This is a genomic window from Kribbella sp. NPDC050241, from assembly GCF_044459685.1.
Lineage (GTDB): Bacteria > Actinomycetota > Actinomycetes > Propionibacteriales > Kribbellaceae > Kribbella.
This window is the reverse complement of sequence record NZ_JBITJE010000016.1, coordinates 72,744-88,522: the sequence shown is the minus strand read 5'-3', so window position 1 is coordinate 88,522 and position 15,779 is coordinate 72,744. Positions and strand designations below refer to the sequence as shown.

Sequence of the window (15,779 nt, the reverse complement as noted above, 5' to 3'; positions counted from 1 at the left end):
CCTGGCGGCGAGGCCTTGAACAAGAACTCGGGGCTCGCGACAGGGTATTTCCTGTCCACCGCCCCCAGAACCTGTCGACGCCACCCGCACCTGCCACGGCGCTGCGCACCGGATGGCGCTCTCCCTGGGTGCGCGCATCAGACGATCTCCCGGCCTTCGGGCTGAATGGGGCAGAGCGGGCGGGCTTCGCAGCGGCTGCAGCCGTCGTTGCGTTTGGCAATGAATTCTTCGGAGCGGACCATCGCCTCGGCGTCTTCGACCGCCTCGTCCAGCCAGGTCTTGCCGTCGTCGCCGGCCTCGAGCGGACCCTGGTGCTGCACCTTCGGGAAGCCGCTGTCGTCGTGGCGGAGCTGGACGAGCTCAGCGCCGCCCGCGACCGGGTCCTCGCCGAGATCCTTCAGCTGCCGGGACGCGATCGCGCGCTGGTAGATCGCGAGCTGCACATGCCGCGCCAGCGCAGGCTTGGTCGGCATCGAGCGGCCGGTCTTCAGGTCGACCACCCGGATCGTCCCCTCACCGTCCTGCTCGATCCGGTCCATCCGCCCCTTCACCCGCACCGCCGGCTTGTCCGTGTCCGGCAGCAGTACGTCGAAGTCCACCTCGGTGCCCACCAGCGTCCGATCCGGCCGCCCCTGGTGCCAGGCGACGAACCGCCGCAGCGCGTCCTCCGCCTCGACCCGCTCCCGGTCCGAGATCCAGGTCGACTCGAAGTCGAGCTGCGTCCACACTTTGTCGAGCCAGCCGGTCAGCTCGTCCACCGACGGCGGCAGCGTCCCGGTCGCGACCGCATCAGCCAGCGTGTGCAACACCATGCCGAACCCGATCGCCGACGTACTGGGTGTCTCTCCACCCGCACGCCGCTGCAGGAACCACCGCAGCGGACAGTCCACGATCGTCGTCAGCGCACTCCCCGACAACGGCACCGGCAGATCCGGATCCGCGATCGGCCGCTCTGACCGGGTCCGCTCCCGCACTCCCCACCACCGGGACGGATCAGCCGTCGGCACCAACGAGTACTCCCGTTCGTCCACGGCGTCGGCCAGCAACGCCAGCCGATCCGCCGCGACCCGCTTCAGCGCCGGCGACGAGGCGGGATCCGACAGCACGCAGCGCAGATCGGCGACCAGGCCGTGGAGCGACAGCGGCCGCCGCGGCCGCCCCGCGACCAGTTTCAAAGGAATGTCGAGCTCGGCAAGAAATCTGGAGGGCTGGTCCCCGTCCGCCTCGGGTGCCTGGACCGCCGTCACGATCAACCGCTCCCGAGCCCGCGTGATCGCGACGTAGAACAACCGTCTCTCCTCGGCCAGCAACGCACCGGCCGACAACGGATCGATGAGCCCATCAGGGCCGAGCCGATCCGGCTCCAGCAATGAACCGCGCCGCCGTAGATCCGGCCACTGTCCTTCCTGCACACTCGCGACCACGACGAGCCGCCACTGCAGACCCTTCGACCGGTGCGCAGTCATCAGCTGGACGCCGGCCTCGCGGTACGTCGCGTCGAATCGGTTGTCGCCCGCGATGTCCAGGGATTCGAGCTCCGACAGGAACGCCGACACGCCCTTGAACCCGACCTGCTCCTCGGCTCGGCTCGCCGCGTCGAACAAGGCACACAGGGAATCCAGATCCCGGTTCGCCGCGCGCGCCGGCTCCCCACCTGAATTGGCCTGACCGCGCAGCCGCCGCAACCACGGCGACTCCGACCACAGCGACCACATCACCTCGTCCGGCGCGGCGCCGGCGGTCACGATGTTTCTTGCCTTGAGCAACCTCTCCCCCAACGCGACGAACCGGGCCTCGGCCGGCGACGCCTCCTGGTCGAGGAGCAGCGGGTTCATCAGGGCCTCGCGCAGCAGCTCGTCCGACGACCGCGGCAACCGCTGGCCGCCCGCGGCCTCCCGGTCCCGCCGCCGCAACACCCGCGCCAGCCGCCGCAACTGCCCCGCATCCATCGCGCCCAACGGCGACAACGCCAACGCCCGCACGACGTCGACCGTCAACGTCGACGGGTCCGCGACCGCACGCAACGCCAGCAGCATCGGACGTACGGCGGGCTCCCGGGACAACGGGAGCTCGTCACCGGCCACGTCGACCGGGATCCCCGCGGCCGCGAGCGCGCGACGCAGCGGTGGGATCGACCGGCTGCCGGACCGGACCAGCACCGCCATCTCGTGCCAGCCGACTCCGTCCTGGACATGCGCCCGCCGCAGCAGGTCGGCGATGTGCTCGAGCTCGGCGCCGCTGGTCGAGTACAGGTTCGCCTCGACTTTGCCGGCACCGTAGACACAGGCGCTCGCATCCGGGTTCCGGAAGTGGTCGAACGTGTCGCGGTCCAGGGTTCCCGGAACACCGAGCCGGCTGACGACATTGCGAGACACGCGCTGCAGCGTCGTACCGAACCGGCGCGTCGTGCCGAGCGCGATCTGGGCCGCCTCAGCGCCCTCCGCCGTACGGAACTCGTCCGTGAAGCGCAGCAGACCGCGAACGTCGGCACCGCGGAAGGTGTAGATGGACTGATCCGGGTCGCCGACAACGACCAGGTCGCGGCCGTCGCCGGCGATCGCCTGGAGCAGTTTGGTCTGGCCGGGGTCGGTGTCCTGATACTCGTCGACGAAGACGGCCTTGAACTCTGTGCGGAGCTTGGCCTGTACCTGCGGCTGCTGGGCCAGGATCACCGCGCGGTGGATGAGCTCGGAGTAGTCCAGCACCTGCTCATGGTCGAGGATCTGCAGGTACTCCTCGAAGAAGTCGCCGACCGCGACCCACTCGGCCCGCTCCGCCGACTGGCCGATCGCGGACAGGTCCTCCGGGTCGAGTCCGAGCTGCCGCGCCTTGCCGATCACGGCCTGCACCTCGTCGGTGAATCCGCGGGTCTTCAGCGCCGGATGCAGACTGCTCGGCCACCGCACCGCGCCGACCTCACGACTGCCGGACAGCGCCTCGGTCAGCCGCAGCGATTGCTCCGGTCCGGAAGGAAGCCGCAGTGGTACGTCGAACGCGTCGGCCGGGGTGAAGCGTCGCAGCAACGCGTAGCAGAAGGAATGGAACGTCATCGAGGGCATCACTCGCGTGGTCCGCCCGAGCCGTCCGGTGATCCGGTCCCTCAGCTCGGTCGCGGCCTTGCGGCCGAACGTGAGCACGAGCACTTCGTCCGGTCTCAGGCCGCGATTGCGGACCCGGTCGACGACGGCCTCGACGAGAGTCGTCGTCTTCCCGGTCCCCGGGCCGGCCAGCACCAGCAGAGGTCCGCTGGGGTGGTCCACCACCGCCTGCTGATCAGCATCCAGAACAGGGGCTTCAGCACTCCGGCCCGCGGCCCGGATCAACCGATACCGGGACCCCTGTCTGCTGACCATCGCACCATCCCAGCAGACCCCGCCGACAAATCCTCACGCCCACCCCGAGCGCTCGTCGAATAGCCGGAAAGCGGACGCGCCAACTTTCCGCGCACCCGCGGCATCAACAAGACACCGGCGGCGCGAAGGCTCGGGGCGGAGCAGTCGCGCCGCCGGCATCTAGTGCTCGGGATCCCAGCGAACGTCGCGCAGGTTCACCCGGCCGTTGGTCACCCGGACGCCGTCGGAGCGCAGGTTGTGCAATTGCTCGTCGCCGACCTCATCAGCAGGCACACCGGAAGCACGAATCACCCGCCACCACGGCACACTCCCGCCGTACTCCCGCATGATCGCCCCGACCTGCCGAGGCCCACCCTGCCCGACGTACTCCGCGATGTCCCCGTACGTCGCAACGCTGCCGGGCGGAATCGACTCCACTGCCCGCAACACCGCCTCGACGTACTCCTCCCTGTCCACGAAGCCCAACCTAGCGGGCAGAGCGGACAGTTCAGGCCAGCGGGGCGACCGCCTTCGCGAGCGGCTCGAGGACGGACGGCGGCGCGTCCAGCGGGAGGTTCAGGACGACCATGTCGACGCCCGCTTCGCCGTACGCCGCCGCGGCCGCGACCGCGCTGTCGAGAGGCTCGTCGGGATCGATCCGGACGTTGACCGAGCAGGTGATTTCGTTGACGTCGCGACCGACGTCCTCGCAGTGCTTGACGAGGATGTCCTTGAGGGGCTTCCACTCCGCCGGGTTCGCGACGATGACGTTCCAGTGCTGGGCCCAGCGGGCGACCGCGCGCAGGGTGCGCTTCGGGCCCTTGCCACCGATGGCGATCGGCGGGTGCGGGGTCTGCACGGCCTTCGGCTCGCAGTACGCGTCGGTGAGCTTCACGTACTTGCCGTCGAAGTTCGCGACCTTCTCGGTGAGCAGCGCGACGATCGCCTGCATGCCCTCGTCGAACCGGTCGAAGCGCTCCTTCAACCCGTAGAGCTCGATGCCGTACGCCGTGGTCTCCATCTCGTTCCAGCCCGCACCGAGGCCGAGTTCGAGCCGGCCGCCGGAGATGATGTCGGTGGTCGCGGCCATGTTCGCCGTCACGGCGGGATGCCGGTAGATCATGCCGTTCACCTGGCAACCGATCCGGATCCGCTTCGTCGCCTGTGCCAGTGCGGCGAGCGTGGTCCAGGCCTCTAGGTTCGGGCCCGCCATGTCACCGGTCAGCGGGTAGAAGTGGTCCCAGTGCCAGGCCGACTCGAAGATCTCGAACTCGTCCGCGGCGATCCACACGTCCCGCAGCTGCTGCCACGTGGTGTGCTCCGGCCTGGTCTTGATCGCAAACCGCATTCCCGGCCTCCCTAGGTAACCGTTTCCCAGGTGGGACACTACCCCGCGATCGCACCGGCCAGCACGCGCCGAAGCCGCGAGGTGGGGCTAGTCGAGGCCGAGTCTCGCGCGCACCTCGGGCCGGCGCAGCGGCGGCACGGTCTGCGGTGGGTTGCGGCGCTCGGGCATCTCCGCCAGCAACTGCTGGGTGATCTTGGCGACCTCGGTCGCGGCCCGCTCGATCGGACCACGGGTGGTCGAGCTCAGCGAGCCGACGCCGGACACCTTGCGCGCGTACTGCAGTGCCGCCGCGTAGATCTCCTCAGAGGTCGCGGCCGGCTCGAGTCCCCGGAGGACGGTGATGTTTCTGCACATGCCAAGACAGTAGTCGGCCGCAGGGACAAACCAACGGAATTCCTATGGGGCATTGACTTCCCTAATGGTCGTAGGTTTTCCTCAGCATATGAGCACAGCTGGTCTGGACCGCCGTACCCGCCGCCGTCAGGCGACCATCGAGGAGATCCTCGACGTCGCCATCGAACTGATGGAGGCGGAGGGTGTCGCGGCGCTCAGCCTGTCCGCGGTGGCCCGCCGGCTCGGCATGCAACCTCCGTCGCTCTACCAGTACTTCCCGTCCAAGATGGCGATCTACGACGCCCTCTACCAGCGCGGCAACGAGTTGCTGCGCGACGCCTACCGGTCCGCGCGGCTGACCGCGGACAGCGATGACCAACTCGAGCTCAACCTGATCGTGGCGACCGCGTTCTGCCGCTGGTGCTTGGAGCACCAGGTGTACGCCCAGCTGATGTTCTGGCGCACGATCCCCGGCTTCGAGCCGAGCCCGGAGGCCTACGCGCCGGCCCTGGAATCGATCCAGGACCTCCGCGGCCATCTGCACGCCACGGTCGACGCCGGGCACCTGCACCCGGACGCGGCGAGCGAGGAGGGGATCGCTCTGCAGACGTCGATGATGGCCGGCCTGATCTCGCAGCAGATCGCGAACGAGCCGGACGCCTCGTTCGAGGACGGACGCTTCATCCGGCTGCTGCCGACCGTCCTCGAGATGTTCTACCAACACTATTCACCAGCCAGGGGGAAAGCATGAGCGCACTACTCGCGGAGCAGATCGGACGCGCCGATCGGCCGCGGTGCAAGGTCCACCGGGACGCCGAGATCCAGGTGTGGCACGACCTGCTGGCGTCGATCGAGGGGGCCGACTGGCAGCGCCGTACGGTGTGCGACGAATGGGACGTCGCGGACATCGCCGGGCACCTGATCGGCCAAGCGGAGGACGTGTTGCGGCCGTGGACGTTCCCACGTCGCTACGTCAAGGCGAAACGGGTCTATCCCAACATCCCGCGGCTCGACGCGCACATGATGGTGCAGGCCGACGAGCACCGCGGTACGCCGCCGGCCGAGCTGCGGGCCCGGTTCGACCGGGTGTGGGCGAAGGCGACCCGGGCGATCAGCCGCTACCCCGAGTTCCTGCGCCGGCCGTCGCTCAAGGTCGAAGGCATCCCTGGCTACGACCGGCTCGCGCTCGGCTATGTGCACGACATCCTGCTGGCGCGGGACCTGTGGATGCATCGCGACGACGTGTGCCAGGCGCTCGGGCGGTCCTTCGACGCCGGACCGTACGCCGAGGAGATCGTCGGACAGGTGATGTACGACGTGGTCGACGGACCGTTCTGGGGTCACAGACCGACCGTTCAACTGGAACTCACGGGCCAGGGAGGTGGGACGTACCGGCTCGGGAGGGACGAGCCGGTCGGCCGCGCCGCCGTGGACGCCGTCGGCTACATGCGAACGCTGTCGGGCCGCGACGACGCACCTGTGGTCTCAGGTGACGCCGCCGCGGTCGACGCGGTCAGCTCGTGCCGGATGCCGTTCTAGTACGACGGCTGGCTCGGGTCGATCTGGTCGACCCAGGCAACCACTCCGCCACCGACGTGGACGGCGTCGGAGAAGCCGGCGCCCTTCGCGATCGCCAGCACCTCGGCGGACCGGACGCCGGACTTGCAGTGGAACACCAACTGCTTGTCCTGCGGCAGGTTCTCCAGCGCCACACCGGTCTGGAAGTCCGCCTTCGGGATCAGCACCGAGCCCGGGATCTTGTTGATCTCGTACTCGTTCGGCTCGCGGACGTCGATCAGGACGAAGTCCTTCTCGCCGTTGTCCTTGAGCTTGATCCATTCGCTCAACTGCTTCACCGAGATGGTCGAGCCGACGGCCGCGTCGGCCGCCTCCTCGGTCAGGGCGCCGCAGAAGCTCTCGTAGTCGATCAGCTCGGTGACGGTCGGGTTCTCACCGCAGATGGCGCAGTTCGGGTCCTTGCGGACCTTCAGCGAACGCCAGTTGAGGTCGAGCGCCTCGTAGATGTTCAGCCGGCCGAGCGACGGGTCGCCGATACCGGTGAGCAGCTTGATCGCCTCGGTGACCTGGGCCGCGCCGACGGACGCGCAGAGCACGCCGAGTACGCCGCCTTCCGCGCAGGACGGGACCATGCCGGGGGGCGGCGGCTCCGGGTACAGGCAGCGGTAGCACGGGCCGTGCTCGGCCCAGAACACGCTGATCTGGCCGTCGAAGCGGAAGATCGAACCCCAGACGTACGGCTTGCCGAGCAGCACCGCGGCGTCGTTCACCAGGTAGCGGGTGGCGAAGTTGTCGGTGCCGTCGACGATCAGGTCGTACTGCTCGAAGATCTCGAAGACGTTGTCGTTGTCCAGCCGGGTCTCGTGCAGGACGACGTTCGTGTTCGGGTTGGTCTCGAGAATCGACTCCTTGGCCGACTGGGCCTTGGACTTGCCGACGTCGGACTGGCCGTGGATGATCTGGCGCTGCAGGTTCGACTCGTCGACGGTGTCGAACTCGACGATGCCGAGGGTGCCGACGCCGGCCGCGGCCAGGTAGAGCAGCGCCGGGCTGCCCAGGCCGCCGGCGCCGATGACCAGCACCTTGGAGACCTTCAGCCGCTTCTGTCCGGCCATCCCGACCTCGGGGATGATCAGGTGCCGCGAATACCGGCGCACCTCGTCGATAGTCAGCTCGTCGGCCGGTTCGACCAGCGGTGGCAGTGACACGTGTCGGCTCCTCGTGAAGATGTCGGACGGGATCTCCGGTTTTCAACCATCCGTCCCACCTCCATGTTCCCGCACAACCAAACCCACCCCCGCCCAAGTCCGAATCGCGGACCCTCCGTCTCGCTCCCACCACGTCCCGTGGTTGGTGGAGCAACCACGCACCCCCACTCGCGGGGAAGGTGGGAGGGCACCAGCGGCCGCCGGTCGGGTCAGCACGACCACTCCCGGCAACCATGGCCCGAGGCTTTGCGAAGTTCGCCGGTCCGGGCGCCCCCAGGGCGCCCGGACCGGCTGCTCTTCTAGTCGTTGTCGGTGATCGTGGCCTGCAGCGTCTTCGGGAGCTTGACCTCAGCCCCGTCGACCGCCCCGACGACAACGGAGAACGTCTCGCCCGGCTCCTTCACTGTGTCGTCGACGAGGGTCACCGAGACCTCACCGGCCGCCTTCCCCGGCTCCACATATCCGTCCAGCGAGCGGTTCGCCGGGTCGGACCCGTCGTCGTACGCCCCCTTGTAGTCCTTCCGGAGTACCGCCGTCCCGTCCTTCAGTTCACCGAAGATGTTGACGATCTTGTCGCTCGGCGCGGACAGCTTGACCGGGAATTTCACCTCCCCGGCCTTCTCGGACGCCTGCGCGTTCCCGAGCGTGAGCGTCGGCGTCGGGTCGTCGTCGATCACCAGACCGTGGCCGAACGACTGGTCCAGCAGCCCGTCCCGCGGCACCGACAGCACCAGGTCGAACGGCAGGTCGTAGCTGTCCCAGGTGTTCGAGTGGATCGGCACGCTCACCTTCTGCCGGACCTGCCCCGGCTTGAACACCAGCTTCCGCGTCATATCCCCCACGGTCTCGCCCAGCTCACCGCTCGTCTCGGCGTACACAGTCACGGGCCGGATGCTCGGCCGCGACATCGTCACCCAGAAGTCCGCCCAGTTGGTGCCCTTGTCCCCCTCCTTGACCTTCACGTTCGACGCCGACAGCTTCGGCAGCAGGACAGCCGGCGCCGACAACCCCACACCGGGCGACGAGAACGCCAGATCGCTCACGTACGCCGACCCACGCGCCACCCGGTCCGTCCGCAACTCCACGGCCCGTACGTCGCGCAGGTCCACACCCTTGAGCGACCCGACCGGGATACGCACGGTCCGCAGCAGGTTCTTCGGCAGTCCGTTCGCGTTATTCCCTGGCATCCGCACCAGCGCGTCGCTCACAGTGGACACCGGTACGACGGCCGCCCGTCCGTGCCCGTCGACGACCCGGACAGTCAGATCGGTCTTCGGCGTACCAGCCGGGTCTGGTGCTGCCCGGAACGACAACGCGGCAAAGCGCCGTACGTCGCGCTGCCAGGCGGGCAGGTTGAGCCGCAGCACGCCGTCGGTCCCGGTCCACGTCAGTTTGGTGACCGCAGTGGTCGGTGTCCTGGCCGCAAACCACGCAATACTCCAATGCGGCGTGTTGCCGAAGTCAGCAGTGGACATGCAGGTCGGAATCGCCGCGCCGGCAGCAGCCCGAGCCAGACCGGTGTTCAACTCCTCAACACCCGCACACACGGTCGCGGACGCCTTCCCACTGACCGCTCCGGCAGGCAGCGGCTGGTCCAAACGATTCACATCGCGCCGCGACGCCAGCGGCGCCTGAGCAACAACCCGTACGACGGCCCTCCCTGCCGAGGCAGCCCGGGAGTCGGACCCATCCAGGAGCGGCAAGAACTGCGTCTCATGCCCCAGTTGCAACCGGAAGAACCCCGCGATGTACGCCGTACCGACCGCCTGCTGCTCCTTGGCCGTCAGCCGACCGGCGTACTTCGCACCGCACGGCGACTCCTTCTCCTCACCGAACCAGTCGTCGCCCGACGGCGCCTCGGACTGGCCCGGAGTCCACTCGGTGTTGAAGAAGTTGTGGTTCGCACCGAGCACCGTGATCGTCGACCGCGGCGCGGTGTCGCCGGTGACGGAGTAACGCGTGTCGTCGTAGAACTTCTGCCCTTGCAGGTCGGACACATCGCCGTCGCAGTACGGCAGCACCACACTCATCGCGACGCCCGGCACGGTTGTCCGGGCGAAGTCGGTCGGTGCGAGCGGCAGGACCGCGCGGATCCCGTACTGGCCGCCGCGGTCGGCGTTCAGGACCACGGCCCGCGCGACGCCGTCGCCTCCACGGGAGTGACCCATCAGGCCGACGTTGCGCAGGTCGATCCTGCCGACGAACTTGCGGCCGAACGGTCCGCCGCCGAGCGTCGACCACTTCTTCCACAGCGCCAGATGATCAAGTATCAACTCGGCCCGCGCCTGCGCACCGGCGTCGTACGCCGCACCGTCCCACGCGTTGATCGCGTTCGCGCTGATCGACACGACCTGGTATCCGTTGCCGGCCAGCGCCGTCGCGGGACCGTCGTACCCGCGGTAACTCGGCACCGGCTTCAGGCCTGCGGAGCACGGCCAGGGCTTGGCCTCAGGCTCCTCGCCGTCGCCGTAGCAGACCTGGTGCCGACCGTGCAGGAAGATCACCAACGGCCGCGGTCCGACGGCACCGCGCGGCGTGTAGACCTTGCCGCGAATCTCCGATCGTTGCCCGAGGCCCGGAAGGAACGCCGCCTCGTCACCGAGGTCGTACTCCGACGTCTCGACCTGATACTTGCCGACGGCACCGGGATCGTCCGTCAGCTCAGGCCCGCGCCGCGCCTTCAGCCAGTCGGCGTCGGTCGGGCCGGCGGCCTGGCTCCGCTCCTGGCCCTTGCCGGCTTCCTTGCCGAGGTCACCCGACCAGATCAGCCGTACGTCGTGTGCCTTCAGCACAGCCGGGTTCGTGGTGATCAACGTCAGAGTGCGCTGATCCGGCGACTGCTTCGCCACCCCAGCGGCACGCCGTTGACGGCCAGCAACGGCAGCGACGCGCGCATCGGCGCCGGCGCGTCCAGCCGGAGCGTGAGCTGATAGCCGGACGCGACCGGCTTCACTTCCCAGTTGTTGCCTTGAGCAAGCGACGGCGGTGCTTGCGGTGTGGCGGATGCCGGCAGTGCCGGCAGGACCCCCACCCCCAGTAGTGCGACCATCCCCAGCGACAGGCTCTTTCTGAATCTGCCGATAACCCGCACAGTGGTCCTCTCGTTCGACGAACCTTCGATGTCGGTCCGACTTCGTGGGCGAGAGGAAAGTTGACCTGACCGGGTGCTCAGCCGCGTCTCAGTCCTGCGACAGCTTCGACTCGATCCGCCGCACCCCGTCCAGGCTCGACGGCTGAGGATCAGGCGATCAGTTGGCGGAACGCCCGGGCGACCTGGTCCGGGTGCTCCATCTGCGCGACGTGGCCGGACTTCGGCAGGTAGAGCAGCCGGGCGTTGCGGAACGCGCGCTGGGCCTTGGTCCGGATCCGCGCGTCGACCAGCCTGTCCTTCCCGCCGTAGATCAGCAGCACCGGGCAGTCCAGCTTCGCCGCGTCCGCCCACAGCGACCGGCGCGGCATCGCCACCGACGACCGCAGGATGCTCCGGGCGCCGTCGACCGTTGCCTGCCGCACCCACGGGTCCCCGTCGCGCCGCCGCAGTTCCGCCTCGTACGCCGCCCGTACCTCGGGCGCGAGCGACCGCGGATCGCCGAACACCAGCGCCATCGACGCCTCGAACCGCCGGTCGAACGGCAACCGCCGGGTCCGTTCCAGTACGGCGGAACCCAGCCGGGGAGTAGCGATCGCGGCGAACCACAGCGCGCTCGCCGACATCCGCGGATGCGGGAGCGCGGGCGAGATCAGGGTGAGTGACGCGACCAGGTCGGGTCGCCGCCCGGCCATGGCGACCGCCGTCGCGCCACCCATCGAGTTCCCGAACAGGTGCAGCGGCCGGTCGAACTCACGCTCCACCAGCTCGATCATCAGGTCGGCCTGCTCGTAGATCCCGGCGGCGCCGGACAGCGGCGTACGTCCGAAGCCGGGGAGGTCGGGTGCGACGCCGCGGACGGTGTCGTTGAGCATCAGGCCCAGAGCGGTCCAGTTCAGCGAGGAGCCGTTCAGACCGTGCACGAACAGCGCGGGCGGCAGATCCGGCGCCGTGTCCGGCACGTCCCGCACAAGCAGATCCGCGCCTCCGACCGACACCTGCCGCGTCGGCCACTCCCGTACTTCCAGCGGGCCCTCAGCCCCGGTTACTCCCGCGTAACTCTCCACCTGACCCATGGTAGGACCCCTCAGCCGAGAGACTCTCCCGCATGACGCAGTACCTGACGATGAGTGCGAGCAGCCGCGACGGGGAGACCGGTGAGATCTCGTGCGAGATCTGGCTGGACGGCGAGCAGGTCGCGTCCGGGAGCGCGTCCGGCCCGGAGGCCCACACCGACTGCTCCCTGAATCAGTAGAGCGGTTCGCCCGTTAGGACGCCGCAGAGGTGGAGACTGGGAGGCATGGCAGCCGCGCCGCAGCAACTGACGACCGAGGTCGACGGGCAGACGATGAAGCTCACCAACCTCGGCAAGGTGCTCTACCCGCAGACCGGCTTCACCAAGGCCGAGGTGATCGACTACTACCACCAGGTCGCCGAACTGCTGCTCCCGCACCTGTCCGACCGTCCACTCACCCGCAAGCGCTGGCCCGACGGCACAGGGGCGCAGTACTTCTTCGAGAAGAACGCACCGCGCGGTACGCCGGCCTGGGTGCGGACAGTGACCCTGCCGACGCCCGGCAGCTCGACCGGCCGGGACGAGGCGGACTTCGTGGTCGCCGACGACATCCAGACCGTGGTGTGGCTGGCGAACCTGGCCGCGCTCGAGCTGCACATCCCACAGTGGCGGATCGGTCTGTCGGACGTGGGCAAGGACCCGCAGGCCGACCTGATCGTGTTCGACCTCGACCCGGGGCCGGGAGCGAGCATCGTCGAGTGCTGCGACGTGGCGCTGGCGCTGCGCGAACTGCTGGGCCACTACGGGCTGGAGGGGTGGCCGAAGACGTCCGGCAACAAAGGCATGCATCTGTACGTCCCGATCGAGCCGGCGTCGTCCCGGAGTACGAGCGCCTTCGCCAAGCTCCTGGCCGAGCAACTGGCCGAGGCGCTCCCGGAGAACGTCACCGCGAACATGACCAAGGCACTGCGTCCTGGCAAGGTCTTCATCGACTGGAGCCAGAACGCCAGCGCCAAAACCACACTGGCGCCGTACTCCCTGCGCGGAGCCGAAGAGCCGCGGGTGTCCACCCCGATCGACTGGGACGAGGTGGCCTCGGCAACCGACGCGGAGGAGCTCCGCTTCCTGCCGCACGAGGTACTGGCCCGGATCGAGGAGTACGGCGACGTCCTCGAGGGCCTGTACGACGACCCGCGGCCGCTACCGTCGATCCCGTCGTAACTGTCCGTCACCGCGCGAGGAGGAGCAGTCGCATGACCAGTGAGACCGAATACGAGGGTCCCGGCTTCGGCGGTGTCCCCGACGACGCTCCGGAGGCCGATGTCCTCGAGCAGCGGGAGGACTCCACCGAGGTGGACGACTTCACTCCGGACGACGACGTACCCAGCGAGGCCGACCCCGTCGACGTGGAGGAGCAGCGCCGCGAGGTGGGCGACTCCGGCGAGGACGACTATCGGTGACCGCTACCACGATGGAACGCAGACCGGCGGGGAAGCTACTGGCCGGGAGGACTGCTGGGTAGGATTCGGAGAACGACCCGGCGGTCGAGCCCGTGCCGCCGGTGCCGCACCATCGAAGGAGCCGACGTGTCGACGACACCCGAGACCGCGCCGAAGCGTGGCAGCCGCCTGCCGCGGCTGGCCCGCCGCGCGCAACTGCTCGAGGCGGCGCAGGAGGTCTTCGTCGCGAACGGCTACCACGCCGCCGCGATGGACGACATCGCTGACCGCGCCGGCGTCTCCAAGCCGGTCCTCTACCAGCACTTCCCCGGCAAGCTCGAGCTGTACCTGGCCCTGCTGGACAGCTCCTGCGACGCGATCATCGCCTCCGTCCGGGACGCGCTGAAGTCGACCGAGGACAACAAGCTACGAGTGGCCGCCACCATGCACGCGTTCTACGAGTACGTGGCGAACGCGCAGGGTGCCTTCCGGCTGGTGTTCGAGTCGGACCTGACCAACGAGACAGCGGTCCGGGAGCGGGTCGACCGGGTCACGCACACGTGCGCCGAGGCGGTGTCCGAGGTGATCAGCGCCGACGCCGGCCTGAACCGCGAACAGTCGATGGTGCTGGCCGTCAGCCTGGTCGGCATGGCCCAGGTCAGTGCCCGCTACTGGCTGGCCTCCGACGACCCGACACTGGCCCAGCAGCAGGCGGCCGACCTGGTCGCCTCACTGGCCTGGCGCGGCATCCGCGGTTTCCCCCGCACCGACTCCTGACCTGCGCCGCCGCGGTCCGACGTACCAAGGTTCTGCTCTGGGCGGACGGGTGAGAGCTGGCGGTCGGTAGCGGATAGGCTCGAACCGTCACCGGCGAGAGCCGCCGGTCGGATCGTGCCCGGAGGGTTTCGTGGAGGTCAAGATCGGCGTACAGCACGCCAATCGTGAGTTGGTGCTCGAGAGCGAGCAGAGCCCGGACGAGGTCCAGGAGGCGGTAGCGGCGGCGCTCAGCGGCAAGGCCAACCTGCTGCAGCTCACCGACGACAAGGGCCGCCGGGTGATCATCCCGGCCGACCGGCTGGCGTACGTCGAGATCGGCGAGGTGTCGATTCGCAAGGTCGGGTTCGGCGCGATCTGATCGCGGTCCGGACACAGTCGCGCGTGTCCCGGTTGCGGACTGCGACCCAGGGGGCACGATGGCAGTAAGACCTGCGTTGCAGTGGTCTGGTAGCACGGGGCGCCAGGCCGGAGCGCGGGTCAGCCATCCCTCATAAGGAGGAACCGTGTACTGGGTCTGGATGCTCATCGTCAGTCTCATCGCGGGCATCATCTTCGGGCCGCTGGCCCGGCTGGTGCTCCCCGGCAAGCAGAACATCAGCCTCGGCTGGACCATTCTGGGAGGCGGCATCGGCGCCTTCATCGGCGGTCTGATCGCGAAAGCCTTCGGAGTCAAGGACACCCCCGGCCTGGACTGGACGCAGTACCTGATCCAGATCATCTGCGCCGTGATCGTCGTCGGCGCCATCGCCGGCTACCAGAGCAGATCGAAAACCTCAGCCTGACGACCTCACCTCAGCGGCCGCCACCCCGACCCGGGGCAGGCGGCCGCTCTGCGTCCACCCTCGCCCACCGTCTCGTGGGTAGACCCACGAGACGGTGGGTTCGCCAACCGCCTGCGCCGTGCCAACCCACCATCTGATGGGTCAGCCCATCAGAGGCGACGGCGACGCGGGCCGGCAGAGGGTGGTGGTGGCAGAGGGTCAGGCCTGGAGGCCGAGTGCGGTCATGCGGGCGGTGTGCGCCTCGGTGAGGCGGGTGAACATCCGGCCGATCGCGGCCAGGTCCAGTCCGGGCCGGTCGACGCTGCCGGCCAGCAGTGCGGCCAGCGAGTCCCGGTCGGCGGCGATCCGCTGCGCCTGGCTGAGCGCCTCACCGACGAGCCGGCGGCCCCACAGCGCCAGCCGGCCACCCAGCTTCGGATCCTCCTCGATCGCGGCCCGGACCCGGTCCACCACGAACTCGGCCTGCCCGGAGTCGGCGAACACCTCAAGCACCAGGGCCCGCGTCTCCGCATCCACGAACGACGCGATCTCGCGGTAGAAGTCGTTGGCCAGACCGTCCCCGACGTACGCCTTGACCAGGCCCTCCAGCCAGTCCGACGGCGCGGTGTGGTCGTGGAACGCGTCCAGCGGCGTCACGAACGGCCGCATCGCTTCCATCGGGTCCACGCCGAGCGCGACCAGCCGGTCCCGCAACTGCCGGAAGTGCCCGAACTCGGTCGTCGCCAGCGCCGCCAGCTCCGCCTTGTCGTTCAGGGTCGGTGCCAGTTTCGCGTCCTCGGCGATCCGCTCGAACGCGGTCAGCTCGCCGTACGCGAGAACTCCCAGCAGATCCACCGCCGCGGCCCGGTAGGCGGGATCATCAAAGGCCGTCTGCTCCATGCCCGGCACCCTATCTGTCCACCGGCGGGAGTGGCGCAAACCACACGAAGCGGCGTTGAC

17 protein-coding genes are annotated in these 15,779 nt (G+C 68.9%); 8 read left to right on the top strand and 9 right to left on the bottom strand.

The window, feature by feature from the left end; genetic code table 11:
• Window positions 1-137: 137 nt before the first annotated feature.
• The 4 genes from ACIBG5_RS40440 to ACIBG5_RS40425 form a co-directional block, all read right to left on the bottom strand.
• Entirely contained in the window at window positions 138-3,353 is a 3,216-nt protein-coding gene (locus ACIBG5_RS40440) for an ATP-dependent helicase (RefSeq protein ID WP_396397306.1), read from the bottom strand.
• Between the two features lie 159 nt (window positions 3,354-3,512).
• The gene (locus tag ACIBG5_RS40435; RefSeq protein ID WP_396397305.1) at window positions 3,513-3,809 is read right to left on the bottom strand and encodes an MGMT family protein; all 297 of its coding nucleotides are present in this window, start codon (window positions 3,807-3,809) and stop codon (window positions 3,513-3,515) included.
• A 31-nt stretch (window positions 3,810-3,840) separates the two neighbouring features.
• A complete protein-coding gene (locus ACIBG5_RS40430) occupies window positions 3,841-4,680 on the bottom strand; it encodes a TIGR03560 family F420-dependent LLM class oxidoreductase (RefSeq protein ID WP_396397304.1) in 840 nt (279 codons plus the stop codon).
• An 87-nt stretch (window positions 4,681-4,767) separates the two neighbouring features.
• Window positions 4,768-5,034, bottom strand: coding sequence for a DUF2277 domain-containing protein (locus tag ACIBG5_RS40425; protein WP_131516337.1), 267 nt, complete (start codon window positions 5,032-5,034; stop codon window positions 4,768-4,770).
• A gap of 88 nt (window positions 5,035-5,122) precedes the next feature.
• Between ACIBG5_RS40425 and ACIBG5_RS40420 the strand changes: the two genes are divergently transcribed.
• Entirely contained in the window at window positions 5,123-5,764 is a 642-nt protein-coding gene (locus ACIBG5_RS40420; protein WP_396397301.1) for a TetR/AcrR family transcriptional regulator, read from the top strand.
• Window positions 5,761-6,552 carry a maleylpyruvate isomerase family mycothiol-dependent enzyme gene (locus ACIBG5_RS40415; RefSeq protein ID WP_396397299.1) on the top strand — a complete coding sequence of 264 codons (792 nt, stop codon included), beginning with the start codon at window positions 5,761-5,763 and terminating at the stop codon, window positions 6,550-6,552. Before ACIBG5_RS40420 ends, ACIBG5_RS40415 begins: the two co-directional genes overlap by 4 nt.
• Here the strand turns inward: ACIBG5_RS40415 and moeZ are convergent.
• The 4 genes from moeZ to ACIBG5_RS40395 all read right to left on the bottom strand — a co-directional run bounded on the left by moeZ (window position 6,549) and on the right by ACIBG5_RS40395 (window position 11,894).
• The gene (gene moeZ, locus ACIBG5_RS40410; protein ID WP_396397297.1) at window positions 6,549-7,739 is read right to left on the bottom strand and encodes an adenylyltransferase/sulfurtransferase MoeZ; all 1,191 of its coding nucleotides are present in this window, start codon (window positions 7,737-7,739) and stop codon (window positions 6,549-6,551) included. The genes ACIBG5_RS40415 and moeZ overlap by 4 nt on opposite strands.
• Window positions 7,740-8,038: 299 nt before the next feature.
• On the bottom strand, window positions 8,039-10,588 hold the full coding sequence (locus tag ACIBG5_RS40405) for a Calx-beta domain-containing protein (protein WP_396397296.1): 2,550 nt from the start codon (window positions 10,586-10,588) through the stop codon (window positions 8,039-8,041).
• Window positions 10,555-10,788, bottom strand: coding sequence for a hypothetical protein (locus ACIBG5_RS40400; RefSeq protein ID WP_396397295.1), 234 nt, complete (start codon window positions 10,786-10,788; stop codon window positions 10,555-10,557). The genes ACIBG5_RS40405 and ACIBG5_RS40400 overlap by 34 nt, the downstream gene beginning before the upstream one ends.
• 191 nt (window positions 10,789-10,979) lie before the next feature.
• Window positions 10,980-11,894, bottom strand: coding sequence for an alpha/beta fold hydrolase (locus tag ACIBG5_RS40395; protein WP_396397293.1), 915 nt, complete (start codon window positions 11,892-11,894; stop codon window positions 10,980-10,982).
• 41 nt (window positions 11,895-11,935) lie between these two features.
• Here ACIBG5_RS40395 and ACIBG5_RS40390 point away from each other — a divergent pair, with 41 nt between their 5' ends.
• The 6 genes from ACIBG5_RS40390 (at window position 11,936) to ACIBG5_RS40365 (ending at window position 14,840) form a co-directional block, all read left to right on the top strand.
• Window positions 11,936-12,082, top strand: coding sequence for a hypothetical protein (locus ACIBG5_RS40390; RefSeq protein ID WP_396397292.1), 147 nt, complete (start codon window positions 11,936-11,938; stop codon window positions 12,080-12,082).
• 45 nt (window positions 12,083-12,127) lie between these two features.
• Window positions 12,128-13,063 carry a non-homologous end-joining DNA ligase gene (ligD, locus tag ACIBG5_RS40385; RefSeq protein WP_396397291.1) on the top strand — a complete coding sequence of 312 codons (936 nt, stop codon included), beginning with the start codon at window positions 12,128-12,130 and terminating at the stop codon, window positions 13,061-13,063.
• A gap of 32 nt (window positions 13,064-13,095) precedes the next feature.
• On the top strand, window positions 13,096-13,302 hold the full coding sequence (locus ACIBG5_RS40380; RefSeq protein WP_396397290.1) for a hypothetical protein: 207 nt from the start codon (window positions 13,096-13,098) through the stop codon (window positions 13,300-13,302).
• A gap of 126 nt (window positions 13,303-13,428) precedes the next feature.
• Entirely contained in the window at window positions 13,429-14,058 is a 630-nt protein-coding gene (locus tag ACIBG5_RS40375) for a TetR/AcrR family transcriptional regulator (protein ID WP_360451145.1), read from the top strand.
• 130 nt (window positions 14,059-14,188) lie between these two features.
• Window positions 14,189-14,416 (top strand): DUF3107 domain-containing protein, encoded by a 228-nt coding sequence (locus ACIBG5_RS40370; protein WP_360451142.1) that lies wholly within the window; start codon window positions 14,189-14,191, stop codon window positions 14,414-14,416.
• 145 nt (window positions 14,417-14,561) lie between these two features.
• A complete protein-coding gene (locus ACIBG5_RS40365) occupies window positions 14,562-14,840 on the top strand; it encodes a GlsB/YeaQ/YmgE family stress response membrane protein (RefSeq protein ID WP_396397288.1) in 279 nt (92 codons plus the stop codon).
• A 198-nt stretch (window positions 14,841-15,038) separates the two neighbouring features.
• Here the strand turns inward: ACIBG5_RS40365 and ACIBG5_RS40360 are convergent, their stop codons facing one another.
• On the bottom strand, window positions 15,039-15,719 hold the full coding sequence (locus tag ACIBG5_RS40360) for a ferritin-like fold-containing protein (RefSeq protein WP_131358941.1): 681 nt from the start codon (window positions 15,717-15,719) through the stop codon (window positions 15,039-15,041).
• Between the last annotated feature and the right edge of the window lie 60 nt (window positions 15,720-15,779).